Origin of the sequence: Bacillus sp. FSL M8-0256 (assembly GCF_038005765.1) — a bacterium.
In the GTDB taxonomy this organism is placed as follows: Bacteria; Bacillota; Bacilli; order Bacillales; family Bacillaceae; genus Bacillus; species Bacillus safensis.
In genome coordinates, this window is sequence record NZ_JBBOTU010000001.1 from 2,111,153 (window position 1) to 2,134,427 (window position 23,275).

The window sequence follows — 23,275 nt, forward strand, 5'->3', positions numbered from 1 at the left end:
ATATACGGACAAACTGCACGTGAGGTTCCGAAAAGAACGTTTTATATTTCATTGTTATTCACCAAAAAAACAAAAAAATCAAACATTCTGCTCAAAATTTGGCTCGCCTGCTTGACGCTTTACTTTTGATGGTGTATAGTGGAACCATCATTTAACAACTGCAAAGTCGTTAGGTGATGAAAATTTTTTTTAGTATGCCAAAAGGTGTGCTACAGTACTAGGAGGAAAAAGCAATATGCAAAACGGTAAAGTAAAATGGTTCAATAATGAAAAAGGTTTCGGCTTCATTGAAGTTGAAGGCGGAGACGATGTATTCGTTCACTTCACAGCTATCGAAGGTGACGGCTACAAGTCTTTAGAAGAAGGACAAGAAGTTTCTTTTGAAATTGTTGAAGGTAATCGTGGACCTCAAGCTGCAAACGTAACAAAACTTTAATCAACTAAATCAATGATGAAACGACAAAATAAAGAGAGGCCTATGCCTCTCTTATTTGATTTTCAGCTGAATTTCAATGGCTAAAATATTTTGCTTCAGTCGTTGTTCAATTTCAGAAATATCTTTTTCGAGAAAAGGTCTTCCCTTCTTTGCTACATCTACTAGCTGCTCTAGATCGCTGTATACCTCTTGAAATGTTCGATGTAATACCGTTTCGAAATCCTTATTATCCATGCCGGCCTTCCCCTTTTCCTCTATTATCCGTCACTTAGTCAAAAAGTAACTCAACCAAAACTTTCTATAGTTATATCGGCTCATTTTTCAGAATATGTTCTTTTTTTACACATTCTATCCGTTTTTTTTCATGAGCGGATGTTTGAGCAGGGAAAACCGGGGCGGCAGCGGCTTACTTTTTAAGCAGCGTCTGTCCGTATTCTTTTATTTTCTCTCCTACTGTGCATTGCTGAATACAAAAGGAATGGGCGTATTTTTTGCCATATTCCTTTCGGAAGTGCTTCTTAATCAAACAATCTGAACAATACGTGTCTTGGAGATCCGTCAATTCTTGTACTGCTGTTTTTTTATCCACATTATTCAGCTCCGTCTGCTTCTAATTTCAATTTACTTTCAATTGGAACGTCTGCAAGCATCTGCCTTGCAAGCTGATCCGCTTCTGCATTTTGTTTACGATCGATGACTTCATAAGTTGGCGTAAGCCTCAGCTCTTTTAAAGCCGATTCAATCCGGTCGAGCCATTTGTTATGTATATCATCATAACAAGGCCATTCTCCTTTTAATTGATTCATGACAACAAGTGAATCGCCTCTAATCGTGACAGAATTTCTGCTTGCTCCAAGGTCTTTTAATGCTTTGACTGCCTCAAATAAAGCCGCATACTCTGCTTCATTATTAGTGATTCCTTTGAAGGGCTGATTTTTTCTCAAACGATAAGCATCTTCTCCGAGCTTATAGTAGACGACAACCCCAAGGCCAGAGTCGCCTGTTTCTTTGTGAAAACTTGCATCAAAATAGACCTGAAGCTGATCAGGTTCAAGCTTTAGTTCTTCATTTAGCTTTTCAAGTTCTTTAATAGACCACATCGCCCCTTTTTCATCTTCAAATGATAGGAGGGACTGTGGTTCTTTTTTATCGATATGTTTGGCTAAAATCAAGGCCTCTTTTAGCTCCATCCAATCTTCTTGGAAAAAAGCAATGGACCCAATCGATTTCACTTTCATTGTATAGTGTGCTCTTAATTTCATTGATCACATCGCCTTCCCGTGCTTTTAAGGTAAACATACGTTATGCTATAATCAAAAAGTTACATTTTACAATGAGAAAGGAAGTTCATGTCACTTGTTTAATGAAGGTATTTGGATCTTATTTGCGATCATTAATTTTATCATTGTTCTTCTATTTTATAAAGGATTTGGCAAGATGGGCCTTTTCGTCTGGATTGGCTTTGCGACGGTTGCTGCAAATTTACAAGTGGTCAAAACCGTTGAATTGTTTGGCTTAACGGCAACACTTGGAAACATTTTATACGGCAGTGTATTCTTTGCAACGGACGTATTGAATGAAAAATATGGACAAAATGAAGCGAGAAAAGCTGTCTGGATTGGCTTTGCCACCCTTTTAACGCTAACCGTTGTCATGCAAGAGGCTTTACTTTTCCATCCCGCTCCATCTGACATTTCTCAAACATCGCTGGAAACCATATTTGGCTTTATGCCAAGGGTCGCACTTGGCAGTCTTGCTGCTTATATCATCAGTCAAATGTTAGATGTTTATGTATATTCGTTTATTCGCCGGATATTTCCTTCTGATGGTGCGCTCTGGGTGCGCAACGCTGGAAGTACGATGATCAGCCAGCTGCTTGATACACTGATCTTCACAACCATTGCCTTTCTTGGCACCTATCCATTTCATGTATGGATCGAAATCTTCATCACGACTTATGTGATTAAATTTATCGTCGCCGCGATTGGGACACCATATGCGTATGCAGCGAAAAGAATGGTTCCACTTGATGAAAGGGGGAAATAAATTGCCAGCTGAAATATACATTGATGGTGCTAGCGCAGGTAATCCGGGTCCTTCTGGCATCGGCGTTTTCATTAAATATGATGGAAAGGCAGAATCTTTCTCGATTCCTCTTGGATCAATGAGCAATCACGAAGCAGAATTTACCGCTCTCATTGAAGGGATGAAAATCTGCGTAGAAAAAGGACTGCGATCCGTTTCGTTTCGAACAGATTCACAGGTAGTTGACCGTGCGGCCAATGCAGGATTTGCTAAAAATCCAGCCTTTCAGCATTTTATAAAAGAGATGATCGAGCTCCAAAGCCAGTTTGATTTATTTTTCATTAAGTGGATTCCAAGCAAGGAAAATCAAGTAGCTGATCAGCTCGCTAGAAAAGCGATTCACCTTTCTAAAGGATGAATCGCTTTTTTTCGGTTATGCTAATGTATGAGGTGATACTGATTGGATAAAGAAAATAAAGGTCGTGTCACAAATGGGACAACCCCTCAAGGTGATGCGCAAACAAAAGATAAGCAGCCACTATCTCAGCTCGAAAATAGAGCGAAGAAAAGCAATACAAAAAGATGAACCTTAGAGATCGGCTTAGCTGATCTCTATTTTACTTAATCGATTCACCATTGGTTCAATCCCTTTGATTTGATGGTATCGCAGCATGGCAGCAGCCCGTTCTTGATTGATGTTCACCTTCGTCTCATCAATTGGACAGCTCAGCGGGACATCACATTTGATCTCTGCCAATAGACGAGAAAGCTTCAAATCTTCTAATCCTGCTTGCATTTTCTTTTGCTGGGCAGCCGTTAGTTCATGAACATTTTCTAATAATCCGTCAATGGTTTGATATGTTTGAATAAATTTTAATGCTGTTTTTTCTCCGATTCCTTTGACGCCTGGATAATTGTCACTTGAATCCCCCATAAGTGCTTTCATATCGATCAGCGCCTTTGGAGAGATACCCATTTCCTCTTCAAATAAGGCTTTTGTATAATGTTTATAGTTCCCGATTCCTTTTTGCATTAGAGCAACCGTCACTTGTTCATTCAATATCTGCAGCAAATCTCTGTCCCCAGTTAGGACAGTCACACGTGCTTCATTCTGATAGAGTGCCGCCAGCGTGCCGATACAATCATCTGCCTCAAAGCCCTTTATACCAACGTTTACAATTCCTAGTTCCTCTGTCGCTTCTTTTGCTAAATCGAATTGTGGAATGAGCTCGACAGGTGCCTCTCCTCGATTTGCTTTATAATCTTGAAACAATTCATTTCGGTATGTTTGGCTTCCCATATCCCAGCAGCAAACAATATGAGTTGGCTCAAATGTCTGAACAGCGGTTAATAAATGCTTCAAATAGCCATTTACTCCATTCGTCGGGACGCCGTGATCATTTATCATAAAATTTCGATGGACAGCCGTTGCATAAAACGATCTGAACAGAAGCGCCATGCCATCAACAAGCAATACGTGTTTATTCATTCTTATAAACTCCCTTTTTCAAAACAATACTCCTATTCTATCATAGAACATCGAATTCGACATAAAAAAGGCGCCTTCTTCTTTTGGAAAAGAAGTGGCACCCAGGGGATTACTTTTGACCGTATTGCATTTTTTTCGATTCTGCTTCTGCGTAGGACGGCATCTCTTTTTGTTTAGGGTGACGCTCATCCTGCTTTTTTGCATGCTGCTTTTTTTCCATCATCATTCCCCTTTCTCGGTTCACTTGTTAAGATGACCCAAAAAGAGAAAGTTACTCTTTACTTCTGTTTTCGTTCGAGATACTCCCTGACCATATCAATCGTGACATGCTTACGCAGCGGAACAATTCCGCCTCGTGCAAGCTCATTCATCTTCGAGGTAATTTCATTGATCTCGTCAGTTGTAAATGGTTCGTTTTGCTCACACTTCAAAACAGCAGTCTCTATTGCCTGCTCTCTTTTCTGCTCAAGCGCAAGAAACGATTTGATATGAGCATTCTGTTTTTGTGAATGTGCGGAAATTTCTTCGTGTACGCTCGTCATTTTATCAACTGCTTTCTTTTTTATATAGTGTATCATGACTCAAATGGTTTTCAACTGGTTCTTCCATTCATTTGTTTGCTTGTATACTTGTTCTATCATCGCCTGCTCTTTCGCATCTGTCGTTAAGCTCATGATAAATGTTTGTTTTTGTTCACTTAGCTGCTTAAGCGCTTCTGTTTCATATCTTTCAGTAAAGGTCTTCACCATCATATCGTATCTGCTCTGTAATTCTTCTTTTTCTTTATCTGCCCATTTCGTCGTTAATTGGAAAAGGACATCTCGAATCGCTTCAATAAACGCTGCCTTCCCGTTCTGTTCAAAGAAAGCTTTCGCTGATTTTTGCTTCTTTAGAAGCGGCTCAAACGGCGTCAGGTCCGCTTCCACTTCAATTTGTTTTAGCTCGGCATTTTTCTCATCTGGCGGCGACAGCCGGAGAGAAAAGTAAGGATCTTCTGCACACGCGGCCTGTAACCCTTTCTCCCACTCCTCTTTGAAATATTGAGTGATAAACGATTCCATTCGAATATCAAGCGTTTTTATCTCCTGTACAAATTCAAATTCATAATCCTTCAGCGCCTGTTCAAGTGCTTTTTTCAACTCCTGTCTGAAGTCCCCTTGAGATATTCCAGGATAAAAGGCTGTCTTTAACAGATCATTTGCATAAAGTGACAAGCGCTGAACAATGTGGTAAAGCTGTTCGTGCAAGTCCTTTTTCACACTTTCTGTTACTAGCTTAGATCGTTTAATATGGCTCATTTGATCAACGATCGCTTCATAGGATGTGTTTATCTTTTTCTTTTCTGCTTGCTTTTCATCTTCCGACTGATGCAGCGTCTCATGCAGCTTGTCGACTGTTCTACATAATGTACTCGCTTCAAAATACAGCAGCTCAATCGCATCTTTTGTTAATTCTTCCTCAATAAAATAGTCAAGCTGTGTTCTAAGCTGTGCATACTGGTTATAAGGCGACTGTCCCTTTCCTTCGATCTCTTCCTTGCTGGATACGTGATGAAGGTTTGGATGCCGGATGCCTTCTTTTGTGAGCTCATTTTTCACATAGTCAAAGACGGTTTCAAGCTCTGTTTGATCCTTTGCGAGGTCAGCTGCATTGATAATAAAAAACATTTTATCCATGCTAAATGAATCTTTTACAAGCCCGAGTTTACGTAAAAATGACCGGTCTGCTTTTGAGAAAGAATGCTGGTAGTAAGTTAAATAAAGAAGGGCATCAGCATCCTTCATATATTGAAAGGCAATCTCTGTGTGACGTTTATTCATACTGCTGGCGCCTGGTGTATCAACAATCGTCAGTCCTTTATCTGTTAAAGGTGTACTTAAATAGACCGTCACTTCCTTCACCACACAAGAAACAGCCTCTTCTGCCACATATGGCTTTAATTCTTGCAGGGTGACATTGAGCGGTGTTTGTTTTTGAATGGAATCACGGAACTTTTCATGAGCGTTTAAAAAATGGTCAACAATGATGCGGTGATCCTGTTCAAGCTCTCTTTTTTTCAGCGTTCGCTCGAGTTTCGCTTGAAACGTATCTCCCTTTTCTTCTGTTATAGAATAACCGAGAATTTGATCGAGCTCTTCTAATATTTCCTGCTCGGTTTTAAACACCACTTTCACACTTTCATGCGGATGGTCTTCTGTCGGCCGGGTCAGCTTATTGATCGTGGCCGTCGTTGGTGTAGGAGATGATGGCAGCACCTTTCTCCCAACAAGGGCATTGGCAAACGAAGATTTCCCCGAACTAAAAGCACCGAATAAGGCGAGTGTAAATTCCTTCGCTTGCAGCCGCTTTGTTCGTTTTTCAAAGGACTTTCTTTGAGATTGCAGCGCGTTTAATGGCATTAAAATTTGAGAAAGCTGCTCAAACTGGTCAATCGACTGCGCTGTCGAGATATGCTGTGATTGTCGCATTTGATCAAGCTTTATCTGCTGCTGATTTTCTTTTTCGCTTTCTTCCGTATGAGTTGGTGCTTGATTCTGATTTAGCTCGTCATGCTGCATCCGGTGTTTTTTCACATAAAACCAATCTTCTTCGATCTGCTCATTTGTTCCGTTTTGCCATATATCCCATACATGCTCAATATCTTTTCTGATTTGATCATTTTTTTCCATGCATTGCTCCAGCGCTTGGAGCTCCTGTGCTGCCTGGGCCCATTTATCTTGCTGCTTTCCCTTTTCATTCAGGAGCTGGGTTTTCAGCATCTCGGTCATTTGTTCAATCAATGGTATTGCTTTCTGTTTCGTCTGTCTTTTCAGTGCTTCACCAGCATCTTTTGCATATTGCAAAACGTATTCATTTGAAAATGTCGCACCGTGATGGATCACGTTTTCAAGCAGTGATTCTTCTACAGGCGTTTCAAACGCCATCACTTGATTTAATAATTCTTCACCAAGCTGATGCTTCTTGACTTCTTTTTTTAGAAGTTCAGAAATATGCCAGTCTACTTCTGCTTTCATTCTTGCTTTGACATCTGCTAAGAACTCGTTCGCCCGCTTTTCTTTTTCCTGCTCGGTTTTATTTTTCGCGAACAGCAGTCCTACCTTAAAGCCAGGTGCTTTCGATTCAATATAATCACTTGCGAGCTCCCTCATTTTAAATGGGGTTAGATTTGCATTTTTTAAAATGTTCTCGACTTCAGAAGACACTTCTTCTTCTAACTGTTTTGCTCCATTTTCAATGAAGCTGCTTTTCGCTTCAAGTTCCTTCACTTCTTTTCTTTTTTCTTGAAGCTGTAAATCAAGACCCTCTTCCTGCAGCTCTTCTTTTAATGAGTCGATATGTTCTTTTAAAACGTGCTCTATTTTCTGCTCGGTATAGGCGCGAAGCGATGCTTTCGGCAATGTTTGTAATTCTTGCAGTTTCTCGATTAAACGAATCATTTCGTTTCTTGGATGCGCCTCATCGGTTACAGATGTAAAGTATAGGTGTTCTTCTTCAATGCCTTCTTTTTGAAGCATATCAACTACTTGATTTTTGTAGTCTTCAAACGCTGTCTCATGCTCATCATGTCGATCGACTTGATTTACGATGAAATAAAGATTTGGCACTTTCTCTTTAATGGAGCGAATGAAACGAATGTTTTCCTCCGAATGAACATGGTTGTAATGAACGACATAAAAAAGAGCATCTGCTTGATGAAGAATAGACGCAGCAGATAAAAAGTGAGCATGATCCGTTGAATCAATTCCGGGTGTATCAATCACTGCCACCTTTTCTTCCAGTCCTCTATAGTCCCCGCTAATTTCCACCATTTCAATCTGTTCTCCATCCTTACAAAAACGCTGAACTGCTTCTTTATCATAAGAACCGCTCATTTTTGCAAAACGGCCATCTGAGGTGTGAAGCTTTACTTCACTCTCCCCTTTCCTCACGACGACCAAGTTTGCACTTGTTGGAATTGGACTCGTTGGCAGGATGTGATCATGAAGCAGATGATTCACAAGTGATGACTTTCCAGCTGAATAGTGGCCGGTAAATGCGATATACACTTCTTCTTCTGCTTCCTTTTTGATAATCGATGCAAGTTTGGCTGCGCGTTCATGATCATCCCTTTTGAGAAGGCTTTGATATAAAGCACCTGTAGTTTGAACGAGCGAATCTCGAATAGACAAGTCTTCCATGACGATAAACCCCTTTGTTTTTAGAAAAGTCAGTTATGTATGTGATACCATTTTACACAAAATGAAGAGATTTTTCTTCTGATCTGAGGAAATAAAAAAAATCTGCTGCCCGATCAGTCGCAATTGACTGCGATCAGGAAGCAGATTTTTTAGAAACACCTTTTAATACGAAGCCAATTAATAGGCTGTATACACAGACCGTACCGAGTAAGAAAACCATTGTCATGTGATCACCGTCCATCCTTCGTGATTGAGAATGCTTATCATTAATGAAAGTGTATCACAATTGATAATGATTTTCAATATTAATTTAACAAATACTGATTGAGCGCTTTCTCTTCTGTTTGAATTCTCACAGCCATCATCCATGCATTTAAACATGTGAACAAAATGGCGGTAAAATAAGCATTAAACAAAAGCGGGATCAGCATAAGTTCAATCGCCACCACTACATAGTTAGGATGCTTTAACCAGCGATAAGGTCCTTTTTTCACCATCATCGCATTTGGTACAACTAAAATCTTTGTATTCCAATACGTCCCAAGAGAACATAATGCCCAGTATCGAATCACCTGTGTGGCCAGCAGGAAAACGAGAAGCACAAGAAAATAGCGCGACGGCGGCCTATTTAACCCCCATACCTCAACCATAAGTGAGAGAAAAAAGCCCGCATGCATAGCGACCATATAAGGATAATGACTAGCACCAAATTCAATGGCACCGATCGCTTTTACTTTCTTTTCATTTCTTTTAGCCACAAGCATTTCAATAAGCCGCTGACAAACGAAGAAACCAATGACGAGCCAAATGATCATGATAAGACCTCCTCCCATTTCATGAGCAGCAGCTCTGAGGAAAAGCCCGGACCAAGCGCTCCGCAAAGACCCATATCTCCCGCTTCAGCAGATTGATGTTCAAGATAATGTTTGATCACATACAAAACTGTGGCAGAGGACATATTTCCGTGTTGTTTAAGCACCTCTTTTGATGAAAAAAGTTGATCCTCTTGTAAGGATAGACTTTCAATATAGGCGTCAATCACTTTTTTTCCTCCAGGATGAGCAAGAAAAACTGATAGATCTTCTGCCGAATACCCTTGCTGCTCTAAAAATTGATCAACCTGCTCTTTTAACCAGCCGGAAATAATGGAAGGAATGTCACGGGAGAAAATAACCCGAAAGCCGTCACTTGTAAATTCCCAGCCCATCACATCCTCAGACTCTTTCATTGTGACGGATTGTGTACCAATCACTTTAGGGACTGTTTTGAGATGGGTATATTCTGATACACCTTTTTCTCCAGTTAAGAGTACCGCGGCTGTCCCGTCTCCGAACAAAGATGTCCCGATTAAATTGCTTTTTGATTGATCTTGCGGCTGGAAAGTTAAACTGCACAGTTCACAGGCGACAACCAGAACCTTTGCTTCTGGAAATGCCCTTATGTATTCGTAAGCCCGGGACAACCCTGCCGCTCCGCCCCCGCACCCTAATCCCCAGATCGGTACTCGTTTCGTATAAGGCGAAAAAGGAAGAACATTCATCAGTTTTGCATCAAGACTTGGTGTCGAAAGTCCGGTGCTTGAAATAAAAAACAATGCATCGATCTCATCAAACGGAATCGGTTTTTTCAGGAACGCCTTCTCATGGAGACAGTGTATGACCGCTTCTTTTGCATGAGCCAATGCTTTTTCCAAATAGAGATTGTTTTTCTCCTCAAAAGAGTGGTGCGTCTGATACCATTCAATTGGCTGCACAAACTGTCTGCTCTCGATTTCTCCGTTTTGAAAAGCTCTGAGCAGCCGGTCGATATCTTTAAACGATCGTTTAAATTGGGATCTAGCAAAATCAGCCGCCTTTTTCTGATCCACATGATGTTTTGGCAGACTCGTTCCAACAGAAAGAATGTACGCCATCGGCTTCACCTCTTTTTTCGATTAATATCCCCTATCGAAAAAAGGATATACATACCAAAACGTCACAATTCAGTCAAAATATTTTCCTCCGGCTAACTTTTTGTCTTGACGACAATTGATAAATATTGGATAATATAGGTGAAAACATGATGTAGTTTTCCTCCTTCACAGGTTCGTTCTAAGCCAAGCGAACCTGCTTTTTTATGCAAAAAAACACTTCTAAAAGAGAAGTGTTCAGACCGTAGAACCCTCCCCTTTACTTTAAATAAAAGTGGGGTTTTCACTATAATTATAAAGGGTTTACGCTGGACATAGTGTTTTCCATGTATGATTTTGACTTTGTGTACAGTTATCTAGAAAAGAACAAGTTTTACAAACCTCTGAACCGGACACATATTGTTTAAATCCTTCTCTAGTCCGTTGTACGGTAAGAGAGAATTTGCCGATATGGGCACAATTTGCGTCCATACACGCATTCATTCTTTTTAAAATAATCTGCTGCTATTCTCGGACGAATGTAAGGCTTGACAGGTTTATCTCTTGATCTATAAAAAGTTAGCTCTGATTCAGTTGTACTGACTTTGATTTCTTTTGTTTCTTCTTTATTTTGTAGTGGTAAGAACTTTTCTCTATGATTTTTGAGATTAATCGCCTCTGTCTCCACTTTCCACATGAGCACCCTTTTTTCAATGAAATCGTCATTATACAACACTTTCATAAGGAATCTTCCTTTCGCTTCGAATTAATGGTCAAATCTGCTGCTATCTTAGCGTATAAATATTAACGTTTCGATCATTATTCGGAATGATTTTATTTAAACATGAATGGATCACCTTTTTTTGCTGATCAACACAAAGTAACAACCATATAAAAAGGATTTTTTCCACTATATACTTAATCAATATGAGTACCAAGAAAAACAGTGAAAAAAGAAAGGATCTACAACATGGTTCGGCTCTAAATTTAATTGACTGGAGTGATTGTAATGAAAAAGGTTTCCCAAAAAAAGACACCCTACAACACGATACTTCTCTCAAAGGTAATTGGTTTAGTGCTTCTTACACTGTTTCTCTTTTTTATCTGGGATATGTCTAAACCCCATTTGCAGGCGACAAATGGGCAAGCAAAAAATGTTGCCAGCAGTGACTTCCGTGACACAAGCATCAGTCTGAAAGCAAAAGATCAGTCTACAAGAACATTGGATACACATTTTAAGACCAATCCAAACCAACAGGCAACGAATAAAACGGTCTTTTTAACATTTGATGATGGTCCTTCTGCTACATCAAATCAGCTGTTAAATGTATTAAAAGCACATCACGTGAAGGCGACGTTCTTCATGCTTGGACCGCAAATCCAAGCACACCAATCAACTGTGAAAAGACTTTATCAAGAAGGACATCAATTAGGTCTTCATGGCATGACGCATGATATAAACCTCTTTTATCAGAACAGCGAGTCTCCCGCAAATGAAATGAGAGAAGCTCAGCGTATTCTTGCCTCTGTTACAGGCGTCTACAGCCGTCTTGTAAGAACCCCCTTTGGCAGTGTTCCAAATTTAACATATCATCAAAAAGTACGTTTAAACCAAAATGGCTTTATTTACTGGGACTGGACGATTGATAGCCTTGACTGGAGATATAAAAACTCACAATATGTTCCAGAGGTATTGAATCAATTGCAAATGTTTGAGAAAAATAAACCATGGGAACCAAAAGTTATATTAATGCATGATCAACCCTCTACCACAAACTATTTAGACAGCCTGATTACACAGCTAAAAGCAAGGGGCTATACATTTGCAGTCATTAACGAAACAATGCCGCCGGTACAACATGAATAGTGCTAATCACAAAAAGCCCGTATCCAAGAGATGCGGGCTTTCAGCTTGTAGACAAACCCTCACACGCTCCTTTCTAGGATCCTAGGACTTCAAAGGTTTTTTATCAAGCTAAAAAGAAGACAAAGAGCTAAAATAAAAGGTCATTTTAGCTCTTTGTCCATCATCTGAACCCTTCTCCAAGAGAGGGGTTTACATAACAGATTGCTTAGGCTCTTCTGCCAGGTCATGCCCGGCTTCTTTTTTAAAAGGAATCATGTGATAAATAATATGAAGCAAAATAGCGGTAAAGCTTCCGGCCACAATGCCGTTACTTGTTAATAATTTAATCGAATCTGGCAGATGCTCAAACATTTGCGGTACGACAGTAACTCCTAAGCCGATTCCCACGGAGCAAGCGACGATCAGTAAGTTCTCCTGCTTTGCAAAGTCCACGCGCGAGAGCATTTTAATACCGTATGCAATGACCATGCCAAACATGGCAACCATTGCACCGCCAAGAACTGATTTTGGAATAATCGTCGTAAAGGCAGCGATTTTAGGAAAAAGACCAAATAACATGAGCAATGCCCCTGTGACGACAATGACTTGGTTTTTCTTAACGCCTGTTAACTGGATCAATCCAACATTTTGCGAGTAGGCTGTATACGGAAAAGCATTAAAGATTCCGCCTAATAACACAGCAATCCCCTCTGCCCGATAGCCTTTAGCCAAATCCTTCTCTTTTAATGACCGGTTTGTTAAATCACCTAATGCGAAATAAACGCCTGTTGATTCAACTAATGACACAATCGCAACTAACGTCATGGTCATGATTGGTGCAAATTCAAAGGTCGGCATCCCAAAATAAAATGGCTCAATCATACGGAAAACCTGAGCGTTTGCCACCTCAGCTGTTTCCACTTTCCCCATAAACGCAGCAACTGCTGTCCCAAGAAGAATACCGATTAAAATGGCGATCGCCTTCATAAATCCTTTCGTGAATCGATAGAGCAGTACAATGATAAACAGTACAAGGAAAGCGAGTCCTAGATTTTCAAAAGAACCATAGTCTGCACTTCCTTCTCCTCCTGCCATATTGTTCATTGCTACAGGAATGAGGGTGATACCAATAATGGTGACGACAGAGCCTGTTACAACAGGCGGGAAAAATTTCACAAGCTTCCCAAAGAAAAATGAAAGAAGAATGATAATACATCCAGAAGCGATAATACTTCCATAGATAGACGAAATTCCATACTTAGAGCCAATCGCAATCATAGGCGAAACCGCAGTAAATGTACAGCCTAATACAACAGGCAGACCGATCCCAAAGAAGCGGTTTTTCCATACTTGAAGCAATGTGGCAGCCCCGCACATGAAAATATCCGCCGAGATTAAGTAAGTCAGCTGTGCAGGCGTGAGCCCGAGCGCATCTCCAACAATGAGCGGTACAAGAACAGCACCGGCATACATCGCCAGCACATGCTGAATACCCAGTGAGAGCGTTTTGACTTTTTTAGCGGCACTCATGATTGTACCTCCCGTACAAACGTGACTTTCCCTTCCTCAAGTGATTCAATACGTGCGAGCGACTCAACGCGGTAGCCCATTTGCACAAGCGCATTTCTTCCAGGCTGGAATGATTTTTCAATGACAATGCCAAATCCGGCTACTTTCGCCTTCGCCTGCTTTGCAATCGCAGCCAGTCCTTTCGCAGCTTCACCATTCGCTAAAAAGTCGTCGATGATTAACACACAATCATTTTCATTAAGATGCGTATTTGAGACAGCAATCGTGCTTTCTACTTTTTTTGTAAAAGAGTACACACTGGCTGTTAATAGGTTATCCGTTAATGTGAGTGATTGACGTTTTCTTGCAAACACAACAGGTACTTGAAGAGCAAGCCCAGCCATCACAGCAGGTGCGATGCCAGAAGATTCAATTGTGATGATTTTTGTAATGCCATCATGCTTAAATAATCTAGCAAACTCTTGCCCGATCTCATGCATTAACACAGGATCAATTTGATGATTTAAAAAAGCATCTACCTTTAACACTTGATTTGACAGAACGATTCCTTCGTTCTCAATTTTTTGACGTAACAATTCCATCATTCTTCCCCCTAGCATATTGGCAAACATTCAATTTTTGGCATAAAAAAAGCATTGCTGTCCATGAGGAGCAAGCAATGCGAAAACGATCAACGGATCTTCAGCTCAAACAAGAGCTGTTTCATTTTGCTCACTCATAGTCGGACCGTATCGGTGTCCGGTAGAAACTTGCGTGCCATCATCACGCGATTATATGAGTGTTATAGTGTTCAAATTATAACAAGATTTCAGACGCTTGGAAAGCACTTTTCTAGAAAAATACCGAACTTAAATAATAGATCAGAACAAAATGTTCGTTTTTAGAATATTCAAGCATCAAAAAAGCACCCCTGTCATGAAAGGGTGCCCTTCTTTTATGATAAATACAGTTTCGTATATTTATCTGTTAAGTAGTCGATTAAATATTGTACATTTAATTCTTCGCCTGTTGCATCTTGAATGATTTCAGATGGCTTTTTCCGTTTTCCATGCTGGTGAACATGTTCCGTCAGCCATTCTTTTATCGGTGCAAAAGACCCAGTTTGAATGAGCTCATCAAAATTTGGTAAATCTTTGATCATTTGCTGCTTTAATTGTGCTGCATACATATAACCAAGGGCATATGAAGGGAAATAGCCAAAGCTTCCATCAGACCAGTGAACATCCTGCAAGATACCGAGTGCATCATTAGGAGGCGTAATACCAAGATACGCTTGATATTTTTCATTCCAAAGTGCAGGCAGATCTTCAACTGCTACTTCTTCATTGAAAATCGCTTTCTCAATTTCATAGCGGATGATAATGTGAAGCGGATATGTCAGTTCATCAGCTTCAATTCGAATGTAAGTCGGCTTCGATTCATTCACTGCATGCACAAAGTCTTCTAAAGAAACATCTTTAAATTGCTCAGGAGAAGCTTCTTGCAGCTTTTGATAATACGTTTTCCAGAAATCTTCGTGTCTGCCAATAAAGTTCTCAAAGAAAAGAGACTGTGATTCATGGATACCCATCGAAGTCCCATCACATAAAAGTGTTCCGCTTAGTGCTTCATCAATGTTTTGCTCATAAATCGCATGACCACATTCATGAATCGTGCCAAAGATCGCCATTCGAAAATCATGCTCATCATAACGGGTCGTCACACGTACGTCACCTCTGCTTAACGTTACAGCAAATGGATGGACTGTTGTATCAAGGCGGCCTGCGTCAAAGTCATATCCTAGTTCTTTTAAGAAAAAGAGACTCAATTCCTTTTGTTTATCGATTGGGAAGCTTTTCGATAAAAATGAAGTATCCGGCTTATTAGGTGAGGCTTCGATTTTTTTCACAAGAGGAACAATAGCGTCACGAAGTGCACCAAATTTTTGATCAAGCTGTTCAACCGTCATATCTGGCTCATAGTTATTGAGCAGCACATCATAAGGCGTTTTTTTCACGCCCCAATATTGGATGAAACGCTTGTTAAAGTCAATAAGCTGTTTTAAGTATGGTGCAAAGAGTGAAAAGTCTGATTTCTCCCTTGCTTCTACCCATACATGCTCCGCTTTTGATTGCAAAATCGAGTATTCTTTAAATTCTTCTTTCGGAATTTTACTGTTTTCATCATACTCTTTTTGTGATAATTCGAGCGCCTTCTGTGTATCTTTTGACAGCTCATCTCGATGTTTGTTTAATGCGAGAAGAAGATCTCTCATTTCATCAGAAGTCTTCATATTAAAAATATCACTTGATAATTGACCAATCGTTTCAGCTCTAAAATCCGCACTTTTTTTAGGTGCTTGTGTTCTAGAGTCCCAATAAAGTAAATGGAGCGCCTCTGTATAATGGGCGATTTTCCCTAGTAATTGATAAAACGCTTTCTCAGTTGCTTCAAGACTCATGCGTTTGTTCCCCCAATCAATAAAATATGTATGTACGTTTCAAGGCTACTTCAATGAATGTTCTTTTGTCAATGAAAAAGGAGGATACACCGTGGTATCCTCCTCATTTGCAAGTTTTCACCTATTTAAGATGTGATGATGGGCTTCACTGGCAGGACGGATTCAATTTTACTTTGAAGCTTAGTATCTTCCTTACGATCAAAGTAAATATGAATGCTTCCTGCGTCTTGGCTTGTCCGGATCAGTCTTCCGATCCCTTGGCGTAAGCGAAGCAGCATATACGGAAGGTCAACTTCAGCATGTGCATCCTTTGCTTCATTCCGTTTCGCTTCAAATACTGGATCATGCGGCGGATAAGGAAGTCCCCAGATGATCACATTCGTTAATGATTCACCTGGAATATCAAGCCCTTCCCACAGATGAACTGAGCATAACACGGATGTTTCATCAGCTTGGAACTTTTGAACAATCGTGCTGATTTCCTCGTCTCCCTCAAAATATACGTCAAACGGCAGTGATTCATTTGCTGCTTCAAGTTGTTTTCTAAAGAAATGAAGTTCATCAAATGAAGGGAAGAGAATCAGAGATCGTCCTCCATTTTCTTTCAGCTGAGTCATCACTTGCTGTGCTTTTGCCTCTTGCTCAGCGAGCTGCTGAATTCCATGGAAATAAATCTTCATTTGTTCATCGTAATCATACGGCGAAGCGACACTCATTGATAAGTAATCTTTAATCCCAAGACTTTCAGCTAAATAATCAAAGGATTGATTCTCAGACAATGTAGCGGAAGAGAAAATATATGGTCTTTTTTGCGAGAATACTTTTTCGCCAAGTACCTCTGCGACCGTCTTCGGCATCACAACAAATGTTGTATCTAATTCCTGTTTTTCCAGCCAGCTAATGGCATTTTTTTGATAAAGCGATAAAGAATACGCCATTTGTTCAATGTATTCTTCCACAACAGATAATTCGTATTGATCGATCGTATACATCTCAGATTCAAACACGAGCGCTTCCCCGATTTTTTCAAGCAAGTCACACAATTCACTTGCAGAACGCTTCACCTCATCGACACGCCCAATTTCAAGCCGGTGCGATCCTTTGACTTCTTTGGCATGCGTTTTTAAGAGATAAAAGAACTCATCGTTTGTTGCAAGTGCATCTTCAACAAGCTCTGCAAATTCTTCGCGTATGTCGTTTTGCAAAAGACGTTCCAAAAATGTTTCGAGCGTTGATTGCTTCACTCGGTACGTTAACGCTTTTTGTGCGGCAAACTCGAGAAGATGTCCCTCATCAAATACGACGGAGCTATGCTCAGGAAGCAGCGGAAGCTGACCCTCACGTTTCCGGGATTCCTTCGTCCACACATGCTCCATGTAAAAATCATGTGAACAGATGATGAGATCTGTCGCTTTCCGGTAATGATCTCTTGATAAATTCAGACCGCAGCGATGACGCATATCGCACGTCAGGCAGTCCTGAAACGAGTCATAGCCAATTCGTGACCATTCATCATTTGATAATTCTGGATACTCTTTTCGATCGCCATACGGATAAAAGGTTTGCATGCCATGTGATTCATGAACAAATGAAGGCAGTGATTCATAAATATCGAGCCACTTTTCATCATCTTCACGCTGCATCGTTTTCTCCAGCTTTTTTAAGCATAAATATTGATCATGCGATTTACTTAATCTCGCATCTATTTGAATATCAAGGTGATTGGCAATTTTATAGATATCACCTTCTTGTTTAACGAGCTGTTCAATTAACGTTTCGTCTGCACATGCAATAATCGCAGGCTTCCCTGTATACCTTGCATATGTGACGGCAAATAATAGATAGACGATGGTTTTGCCTGTGCCTACCCCAGCTTCGGCAAACATCACACTTTTTTCTTTAAAGGCTCTTTCTAGTTGAAAAGCCATAAATATTTGTTCATCTCGAAGATCAAAGCCCTTTTCTGGCAAAATGTCATAAAACACATCACCAATCCAGTTGCCCAGTTCTTCGTAAAAATTGTGTTCTTTTGATAATGAAAAAGGCAAACGAGATGCTGTCACCTGCTTCAACCCCCAACTTTTGAATCATTCAGACATTCAATAGTACCATTTACGCTGGGGAAAAACAATCTTTTTTTATGAGCGCAGGCGATGCTGATAGCTTTCCTTCATTAAAAATGCATGCTCAGAACGTTCTATGTATGCCTGAGCCAGCGCCAAATCTTCAATGGCTGCCGTAAGCTGAGCAGATTGTCCACCTTCATGCCCTTCAATTTCTTGAGCAGTCGAAGCGAGTGCTTTTTGGATTAACTGAATTTGATCATAATGAATCATGAAGACACCTCTTTTTTTAAAATCAAGTTCAGTTTATTCCGTCTCGCCGAGAGTTATACCTTTTCAGCATAAAAAAACCGCACCTTCTTTCGGTGCGGCTCTTTATTACGATTCGGTTGGTTGCTTTCTAGGCGGGCGTTTTCCCCAATATTGATAATAGTCTGTTTTGATAAATCCGTTAAACAGTTTTCTCTTTTTCGTCGCTTTTCTTCCGAAGCACTCTTCGAATTTTTCGTGTGACGTTAAGATGTAAATGGACCATGTATCTAGGTTCTTAAACGCTTCACCCATTCCTTGATACATTTTTTCAACTGCTGGTTTATCACTCAGTCGTTCACCGTAAGGAGGATTTCCGACAATCACACCGTACTCTTCTTTTGTTTGAAAGTCTTTTACTTGCATTTGTTTAAACTCAATCAGTTCACTCAGTCCTGCTTCTTCTGCATTCATTTTTGCGATATCTACCATACGATGGTCGATGTCACTTGCAATAATGCGGAGCGGCTGATCATAGTTTGCTTTTTCTTCTACTTCCACACGCGCTTTGTTCCATACGTCTTCACCGATCCATTCCCATGATTCAGACGCAAAATCCCGGTTAAATCCTGGGGCAATATTTTGTCCTATCATCGCTGCTTCAATGGCGATTGTTCCTGATCCGCAGAAAGGATCAACAAACGGACGGTCAGGTGTCCAGTTCGTTAATAAGACGAGCGCAGCAGCAAGCGTTTCTTTAATAGGTGCTCCGCCTTGATCCATGCGGTATCCGCGTTTATGAAGACCTACACCAGATGTATCAAGCGTAAGAACCGCTTTATCTTTTAAAAGAGCGATCTCGATTTTATATTCAGGTCCCGTTTCTTCAAGCCATTCAGACTGAATATTGTAGGAGGATTTAAGCTTTTGCGCAATGGCTTTTTTGACGATGCGCTGGCAGTCCGGCACACTGGCAAGCTGAGATTTAACAGATTTCCCGATGACAGGAAACGTACTGTTTTTTGGTAAAAAAGCGGCCCAGTCAATCGCTTTCGTCCGTTCAAAAAGCTCATCAAATGTTTTAGCCGAAAATTCAGCAACTTGTACCTTGATCCGGTCTGCTGTACGCAGCCAAAGGTTTGCACGGCAAATCGCAAGAGCATCCCCCTTGAAAATCACTTTTCCGTTGTCGACTGTGCACTCATAGCCAAGGTCTCTTACTTCTTTTGCAACAATTGCTTCAATTCCCATTGGAGCTGTTGCGATGAGTGTATAGGTTTTCATTGATTTATCACCTGTTTTCTCGTCCTTTTATGTATTCAAGATAAAAGCTCTCCATATGTTGAAATAGGAGAGCTTTGTTTCATCATGTTTATTATAACGGATATAACGTTCTGTAAGCCATGTTTTGTTCCATCGTACTGCAAACGGCAAATGCCTCGTACTCAGGTGGTAATCATCTATCTACAGAATTCTCTGTCCTTCTCTCCGTTTGGTTCCTTTGAGAAAGTTCCCCTACCAAGTTTGGGTTTCTCGCTCGAGGGGTTTACCGCGTTCCACTCTCACCATTTCTAGTGAGACTTCGTCACTGTGGCACTTTCAAGGATACTTTGCCATATCCTAAAAAGGACGTAGGCATTTTTCCTGCCGTCAGCCTTTCCCAGGCTGCCCTGGCTTATTTTTTCGCCAGGCACGAACACTACGGGCATCTCAGCACCGTGCGAGCATGGACTTTCCTCTGCAATGCCCTAAATAGCATTACAGCGATTACCCGAACGTTAATCAATAAGCGTTATTATAAACGACAATGACATCTGACACAAGCTTTTTTCAGCAAGACTCAATCATAAAGTTTGCTGCCGAATACGTGTTTCTCAAGGTTCGATAGTCTTTTTAAAATATCAAAGTTTGTTGTATTAGACTGTGCAGGCTGTCTTTTCCCTTGTTCAACAGCTTCTTCAAGCTGTTTTGACAAGTGGAGGTTTTCTTGTTGAAGTTTTTCGATTTCTTGGTTGAATGTCTCATAGTCTTTAATGACCATATCTAAAAATTTATCGACTTCTTCTTGTTTGTACCCTCTGACACCTGTTTTAAATTCTTTTTCTAAAATTTCTTTCGCAGAAAGCTTTACTTTATCAGCAAGCATCTTTTTCACCTCATATCGTGAATTCATAGTATATTTTTTCAGAAATACGTGACGTTGTCAAATTTTCTCTTGCTTTTAATCAAAAAACGGATCTTCCGCCTCAACCTGCGCTCTTAGATCATCCATCGTGATGTACATAATCGGGTAATCGGTATAGGCTTCCGCCTCCCTGATCATATACTTCGGCGATCCCTCATGCTCGGGATCATATAAGACGAGAAGACCATCTGTTTTTTCAATAAAAAAGCGGTTCTTTTGTTTAAATTGTGCCGGACTTTCGTACGGTCTATGCGTGACACTTTCTACAAAATCGGCCTGTGCAAGAATTCCTTCATACAACTCTTTGTTTTGTTCATTCCAGCGCTCTTCCTGTTCATAAAATGGCGTAATGACTGCAAGTTTTAACGCTGGATATTCCTCCTGAAGCTCAAACACCACTTCGGCTGTCCAAATTTCTGCCCCAAGCTGGCCTGAGATGAGAACCCATTCCAGACCTTCTTCGATAAGGGCTGTCAGCCTTTTTTGAAGCTCCGCTTTTATGTATTGAAGTGCAGGCTCGTCTTGTTTGAATATCCCAAGCTCAAAGGGCTTGTACCCTGTGACAGCAATAATTTTCATTTTTTCACCTGCTTTTAAAAAATGGGACTTATAAAAGTCCCATTCACTTTATCTGTTACAGCAAGGTCCACCGCAGTTAAAGTGTTGATGTGTTGTCGGGTCCACCTGAGAAAACGTATGCGGGAAGTAGTGAACATGTTTGAAATTATGGTGGTGAACATTTGTCACATGCTGCGGGTGGATATGCGGCACAATTGTTGTTGACTCGCTGTGTGTACAGCAATGATTCGTCGGATGAACAATTGGCTGTGTAACATTCGGATGGCAATGATGGTGATGATGGTACATGTAGCATTCCCCTCTCCTTTATTTTCTTACATTAACAATGTATGAATTAAGAGGTGTACATGTACTAATGCATTAACCTATTTTAAAAGTTGGCAAGAAAAATATCTTTATAGTTTGAAAACACAAAAGCGACCAAAATGACCACAAGAAAAAACAAGTAGAAAAGACCCTTATACATGCTATACGCTCCTCATTCAATATCTAACGTTATTTTACAGGATTCGCGGACTTTCTACAATAAAAGTGCTAAACAATTTTTATTTTCGGCCGAGAGCCGAACGTTGTCATTTTTTGCGCTTTCCCGGGTAATATTATTTCATTGCCCAGCTTTTCTCAATAGCCGTTTTTTTCGTTTCTCAAGCTCTTTCGTGTCTCGCTCGCTTAACGATGAGAAAGATAATAAAGATTCCGTGATGGAAAGAGCTGACCTTGCATCTTTTTGGCGATGCTCTTTACACTTCGCAAGCTCTATACCCGCTTTTAAAGCTAAATGAACATCACTTGATTCAAATAATGTTTCCCAAATTCGAACTGCTTCATCCCACTCGTTTTGCCGTTTATATTGTAAGGAGAGATCAAAAGCCGCCTGATTGGCATGTTCAAAATCAGCACCTGTTAATTCCCGCAAATGCTTTGTAGCTTCCTGTACATCACGATGCGCAAGATGCCACCTAGCCAGTGCGTATTTCTCATCGTGCTCTTTTACCGCATCCATAGATAGAATTTTTTTGGATAGATGAATGTAGAGGCTGATTAACGAAAGGACGTCTAATTCATTATGAGTCAAAATCCCTTCAATGAGCTTCGGATTTTGTTCCTTTAAAAAGTGAAAATAGATCATCGGTGCCAAAAAACCCGGTGTGTCTCCTTCCCGGTGAACGTGCAGCTCTTCTTTTTCAACTACAGACAGCGCCATTCGTTCATATTTATGCTTCCACAACCGTCTTGACCCATGCAGAAGATCAAAGTGGCCAAACTCTGGAAGAGCAGGGATTTGATCTCGCAGCAAAGTATGTCTCGTTTTCACTTGCGGCCAATCGAATGATTTTCCATTATATGTAACGAGCGATTCTACGTTCACTTCATCGAGAAAGCTTTTATAAAGAGCCGCTTCATTTCCCGGATTTGTGAGCAGGTGCTGTTTCACCACTACTTTGTCAGCAAAGACCCGCGCATGTCCTAGCAAGAAGATCATATTTCCCGTTCCGCCAGATAATCCAGTTGTTTCTGTATCAAAGAAAAACAGTTCATGCGGCTTGTAACCTTTAGCCGATAGAGAATGCTGGATGCTGCTTTTGTTCCATGCCTCGATGATCTTTGGCAGTTCCGCAAACGAGTAGAGTCCATGCTTATCATCTAATGAATAGGTGACTTCTCGAATGAGACAAAAAGAATCCTCAAAGTGATAAGGAGCTGCACCCAATTGCTCCCACTCCTTTAAAAATGGAATGTTTTCGGCCGTCACAGGCTGAGGTTGTCCTTCCACTGCTTTTTGCCGTTTTTCGTTTGGCTGGTTGTGCGATAGGTGCTTCTTCATTCGATTTAATTTCCCTTTTAAAGACATGAGTAGGTATCTTCCTCCTTCCCCTTAAAATACAGACATCAATTCAACAATGCTGCTTTTTCCGCTCACCTCTTTCATTTCCATGCCAATGCAGGATGGACAGCCGTTCTCACAGCGGCACCGCTCTATCAGCTGAATGGCTGCACCTGCTATTTCATCGAAACGAGCTTGGACTTCTTTGCTTAAACCGATTCCGCCAGGGTAGTGGTCATATAAAAAGACTGTCGGTTTACCGGTATGTGCCGCTTTAATTTGTGAAACAACATGAATATCTGAGCGGTCACACATCACAAAAGCAGGTACAATGTGCTGAAGAACATTTGCGATGCCAAGCAGCAGCTGTTCAAGTGTCTTCTCTTCAAATCTCCGCTCTGCCTCGTGTAATTCAAACCAAGCCGCACTCGTATGAATTTCTTCTTCCGGTAAGTGAATCGGTCCAGACCCGATATTTTCACCAGTACTGAGCCGGATTTTAATAAACATATATACAAAAGAAAGGGAATAAAAGCACAACA

General features: G+C 40.6%; 24 protein-coding genes, 1 other RNA gene, 2 pseudogenes and 1 riboswitch. Of the genes and pseudogenes, 5 read left to right on the plus strand and 22 right to left on the minus strand.

The window, feature by feature from the left end; genetic code table 11:
* The first annotated feature begins 235 nt into the window (after positions 1–235).
* Positions 236–436 (plus strand): cold-shock protein CspD, encoded by a 201-nt coding sequence (cspD, locus tag NSQ76_RS10615; RefSeq protein ID WP_024422747.1) that lies wholly within the window; start codon positions 236–238, stop codon positions 434–436.
* 51 nt (positions 437–487) lie between these two features.
* Here cspD and NSQ76_RS10620 read toward each other — a convergent pair whose 3' ends face one another.
* The 3 genes from NSQ76_RS10620 to NSQ76_RS10630 form a co-directional block, all read right to left on the minus strand.
* Positions 488–670, minus strand: a complete 183-nt coding sequence (locus tag NSQ76_RS10620) for a hypothetical protein (protein WP_008346368.1) — start codon at positions 668–670, stop codon at positions 488–490.
* Positions 671–842: 172 nt separating this feature from the next.
* Entirely contained in the window at positions 843–1,025 is a 183-nt protein-coding gene (locus tag NSQ76_RS10625; protein WP_024422748.1) for a zinc-finger domain-containing protein, read from the minus strand.
* A gap of 1 nt (position 1,026) precedes the next feature.
* The gene (locus tag NSQ76_RS10630) at positions 1,027–1,698 is read right to left on the minus strand and encodes a ribonuclease H family protein (RefSeq protein WP_024422749.1); all 672 of its coding nucleotides are present in this window, start codon (positions 1,696–1,698) and stop codon (positions 1,027–1,029) included.
* 94 nt (positions 1,699–1,792) lie between these two features.
* Between NSQ76_RS10630 and NSQ76_RS10635 the strand changes: the two genes are divergently transcribed.
* The 3 genes from NSQ76_RS10635 to NSQ76_RS10645 are packed head-to-tail and all read left to right on the plus strand — an operon-like array spanning position 1,793 to position 3,047.
* Positions 1,793–2,482 carry a queuosine precursor transporter gene (locus NSQ76_RS10635; protein WP_034623501.1) on the plus strand — a complete coding sequence of 230 codons (690 nt, stop codon included), beginning with the start codon at positions 1,793–1,795 and terminating at the stop codon, positions 2,480–2,482.
* A 1-nt stretch (position 2,483) separates the two neighbouring features.
* A complete protein-coding gene (locus NSQ76_RS10640; RefSeq protein ID WP_025093093.1) occupies positions 2,484–2,879 on the plus strand; it encodes a reverse transcriptase-like protein in 396 nt (131 codons plus the stop codon).
* Between the two features lie 42 nt (positions 2,880–2,921).
* Positions 2,922–3,047, plus strand: a complete 126-nt coding sequence (locus NSQ76_RS10645; protein ID WP_003215584.1) for a hypothetical protein — start codon at positions 2,922–2,924, stop codon at positions 3,045–3,047.
* A gap of 15 nt (positions 3,048–3,062) precedes the next feature.
* Here NSQ76_RS10645 and NSQ76_RS10650 read toward each other — a convergent pair whose 3' ends face one another.
* The 7 genes and pseudogenes from NSQ76_RS10650 to NSQ76_RS10680 all read right to left on the minus strand — a co-directional run.
* A complete protein-coding gene (locus NSQ76_RS10650) occupies positions 3,063–3,950 on the minus strand; it encodes a 5'-3' exonuclease (RefSeq protein ID WP_025093092.1) in 888 nt (295 codons plus the stop codon).
* A gap of 278 nt (positions 3,951–4,228) precedes the next feature.
* The gene (locus tag NSQ76_RS10655) at positions 4,229–4,492 is read right to left on the minus strand and encodes a YpbS family protein (protein ID WP_034623519.1); all 264 of its coding nucleotides are present in this window, start codon (positions 4,490–4,492) and stop codon (positions 4,229–4,231) included.
* Between the two features lie 39 nt (positions 4,493–4,531).
* Positions 4,532–8,128, minus strand: coding sequence for a dynamin family protein (locus NSQ76_RS10660; protein ID WP_034623499.1), 3,597 nt, complete (start codon positions 8,126–8,128; stop codon positions 4,532–4,534).
* Positions 8,129–8,261: 133 nt separating this feature from the next.
* Complete coding sequence (gene fbpC / locus NSQ76_RS10665) at positions 8,262–8,369, minus strand: Fur-regulated basic protein FbpC (RefSeq protein WP_306299200.1); 108 nt, start codon at positions 8,367–8,369, stop codon at positions 8,262–8,264.
* A gap of 64 nt (positions 8,370–8,433) precedes the next feature.
* Entirely contained in the window at positions 8,434–8,943 is a 510-nt protein-coding gene (locus NSQ76_RS10670; protein WP_034623498.1) for an isoprenylcysteine carboxyl methyltransferase family protein, read from the minus strand.
* Complete coding sequence (locus NSQ76_RS10675; RefSeq protein WP_034623497.1) at positions 8,940–10,040, minus strand: type III polyketide synthase; 1,101 nt, start codon at positions 10,038–10,040, stop codon at positions 8,940–8,942. Before NSQ76_RS10675 ends, NSQ76_RS10670 begins: the two co-directional genes overlap by 4 nt.
* A gap of 324 nt (positions 10,041–10,364) precedes the next feature.
* Positions 10,365–10,758 (minus strand): annotated as a pseudogene (locus NSQ76_RS10680) (hypothetical protein); the annotation flags it as partial.
* Between the two features lie 267 nt (positions 10,759–11,025).
* Here NSQ76_RS10680 and NSQ76_RS10685 point away from each other — a divergent pair.
* A complete protein-coding gene (locus tag NSQ76_RS10685) occupies positions 11,026–11,883 on the plus strand; it encodes a polysaccharide deacetylase family protein (protein ID WP_025093086.1) in 858 nt (285 codons plus the stop codon).
* A gap of 189 nt (positions 11,884–12,072) precedes the next feature.
* On the opposite strand, the gene pbuX is transcribed toward NSQ76_RS10685, so the two are convergent.
* From pbuX to NSQ76_RS10745, 12 genes and pseudogenes are all read right to left on the minus strand, one after another.
* Positions 12,073–13,392, minus strand: coding sequence for a xanthine permease PbuX (gene pbuX / locus NSQ76_RS10690; protein ID WP_034623494.1), 1,320 nt, complete (start codon positions 13,390–13,392; stop codon positions 12,073–12,075).
* Positions 13,389–13,973, minus strand: coding sequence for a xanthine phosphoribosyltransferase (gene xpt / locus NSQ76_RS10695; protein WP_025093084.1), 585 nt, complete (start codon positions 13,971–13,973; stop codon positions 13,389–13,391). The genes pbuX and xpt overlap by 4 nt, the downstream gene beginning before the upstream one ends.
* Before the next feature lie 117 nt (positions 13,974–14,090).
* Positions 14,091–14,190, minus strand: a riboswitch (purine riboswitch).
* 136 nt (positions 14,191–14,326) lie between these two features.
* Positions 14,327–15,832 (minus strand): carboxypeptidase M32, encoded by a 1,506-nt coding sequence (locus NSQ76_RS10700; protein WP_025093083.1) that lies wholly within the window; start codon positions 15,830–15,832, stop codon positions 14,327–14,329.
* Positions 15,833–15,957: 125 nt separating this feature from the next.
* Positions 15,958–17,895, minus strand: coding sequence for an ATP-dependent DNA helicase (locus tag NSQ76_RS10705; RefSeq protein WP_034623491.1), 1,938 nt, complete (start codon positions 17,893–17,895; stop codon positions 15,958–15,960).
* Positions 17,896–17,970: 75 nt separating this feature from the next.
* The gene (locus NSQ76_RS10710) at positions 17,971–18,168 is read right to left on the minus strand and encodes a hypothetical protein (protein ID WP_024422762.1); all 198 of its coding nucleotides are present in this window, start codon (positions 18,166–18,168) and stop codon (positions 17,971–17,973) included.
* 105 nt (positions 18,169–18,273) lie between these two features.
* Positions 18,274–19,428, minus strand: a complete 1,155-nt coding sequence (locus NSQ76_RS10715) for a THUMP domain-containing class I SAM-dependent RNA methyltransferase (RefSeq protein WP_034623490.1) — start codon at positions 19,426–19,428, stop codon at positions 18,274–18,276.
* 108 nt (positions 19,429–19,536) lie between these two features.
* Positions 19,537–19,923: RNase P RNA component class B (gene rnpB, locus NSQ76_RS10720), an RNA gene on the minus strand.
* Between the two features lie 61 nt (positions 19,924–19,984).
* Positions 19,985–20,290 carry a cell division regulator GpsB gene (gpsB, locus tag NSQ76_RS10725; protein WP_012010336.1) on the minus strand — a complete coding sequence of 102 codons (306 nt, stop codon included), beginning with the start codon at positions 20,288–20,290 and terminating at the stop codon, positions 19,985–19,987.
* 75 nt (positions 20,291–20,365) lie between these two features.
* Positions 20,366–20,908, minus strand: a complete 543-nt coding sequence (locus tag NSQ76_RS10730; protein ID WP_029706022.1) for a DUF1273 domain-containing protein — start codon at positions 20,906–20,908, stop codon at positions 20,366–20,368.
* Positions 20,909–20,956: 48 nt separating this feature from the next.
* A complete protein-coding gene (locus NSQ76_RS10735; RefSeq protein ID WP_073206049.1) occupies positions 20,957–21,196 on the minus strand; it encodes a CotD family spore coat protein in 240 nt (79 codons plus the stop codon).
* 316 nt (positions 21,197–21,512) lie between these two features.
* A complete protein-coding gene (locus tag NSQ76_RS10740) occupies positions 21,513–22,760 on the minus strand; it encodes a ribonuclease H-like domain-containing protein (protein ID WP_034623487.1) in 1,248 nt (415 codons plus the stop codon).
* 24 nt (positions 22,761–22,784) lie between these two features.
* Positions 22,785–23,243: pseudogene (locus NSQ76_RS10745) on the minus strand (Zn-binding domain-containing protein); the annotation flags it as partial.
* Between the last annotated feature and the right edge of the window lie 32 nt (positions 23,244–23,275).

Bases quoted from the DNA above. Each gene is read 5' to 3' on its own strand.
- NSQ76_RS10655 (WP_034623519.1), bottom strand. From the start codon at position 4,492: ATGACGAGCGTACACGAAGAAATTTCCGCACATTCACAAAAACAGAAT.
- cspD (WP_024422747.1), top strand. From the start codon at position 236: ATGCAAAACGGTAAAGTAAAATGGTTCAATAATGAAAAAGGTTTCGGC.
- NSQ76_RS10620 (WP_008346368.1), bottom strand. From the start codon at position 670: ATGGATAATAAGGATTTCGAAACGGTATTACATCGAACATTTCAAGAG.
- NSQ76_RS10715 (WP_034623490.1), bottom strand. From the start codon at position 19,428: ATGAAAACCTATACACTCATCGCAACAGCTCCAATGGGAATTGAAGCA.
- NSQ76_RS10670 (WP_034623498.1), bottom strand. From the start codon at position 8,943: ATGATCATTTGGCTCGTCATTGGTTTCTTCGTTTGTCAGCGGCTTATT.
- NSQ76_RS10685 (WP_025093086.1), top strand. From the start codon at position 11,026: ATGAAAAAGGTTTCCCAAAAAAAGACACCCTACAACACGATACTTCTC.
- NSQ76_RS10700 (WP_025093083.1), bottom strand. From the start codon at position 15,832: ATGAGTCTTGAAGCAACTGAGAAAGCGTTTTATCAATTACTAGGGAAA.
- xpt (WP_025093084.1), bottom strand. From the start codon at position 13,973: ATGGAATTGTTACGTCAAAAAATTGAGAACGAAGGAATCGTTCTGTCA.
- NSQ76_RS10675 (WP_034623497.1), bottom strand. From the start codon at position 10,040: ATGGCGTACATTCTTTCTGTTGGAACGAGTCTGCCAAAACATCATGTG.
- NSQ76_RS10650 (WP_025093092.1), bottom strand. From the start codon at position 3,950: ATGAATAAACACGTATTGCTTGTTGATGGCATGGCGCTTCTGTTCAGA.
- NSQ76_RS10740 (WP_034623487.1), bottom strand. From the start codon at position 22,760: ATGTCTTTAAAAGGGAAATTAAATCGAATGAAGAAGCACCTATCGCAC.
- NSQ76_RS10735 (WP_073206049.1), bottom strand. From the start codon at position 21,196: ATGTACCATCATCACCATCATTGCCATCCGAATGTTACACAGCCAATT.
- gpsB (WP_012010336.1), bottom strand. From the start codon at position 20,290: ATGCTTGCTGATAAAGTAAAGCTTTCTGCGAAAGAAATTTTAGAAAAA.
- fbpC (WP_306299200.1), bottom strand. From the start codon at position 8,369: ATGGACGGTGATCACATGACAATGGTTTTCTTACTCGGTACGGTCTGT.
- NSQ76_RS10710 (WP_024422762.1), bottom strand. From the start codon at position 18,168: ATGATTCATTATGATCAAATTCAGTTAATCCAAAAAGCACTCGCTTCG.
- NSQ76_RS10730 (WP_029706022.1), bottom strand. From the start codon at position 20,908: ATGAAAATTATTGCTGTCACAGGGTACAAGCCCTTTGAGCTTGGGATA.
- NSQ76_RS10660 (WP_034623499.1), bottom strand. From the start codon at position 8,128: ATGGAAGACTTGTCTATTCGAGATTCGCTCGTTCAAACTACAGGTGCT.
- pbuX (WP_034623494.1), bottom strand. From the start codon at position 13,392: ATGAGTGCCGCTAAAAAAGTCAAAACGCTCTCACTGGGTATTCAGCAT.
- NSQ76_RS10630 (WP_024422749.1), bottom strand. From the start codon at position 1,698: ATGAAATTAAGAGCACACTATACAATGAAAGTGAAATCGATTGGGTCC.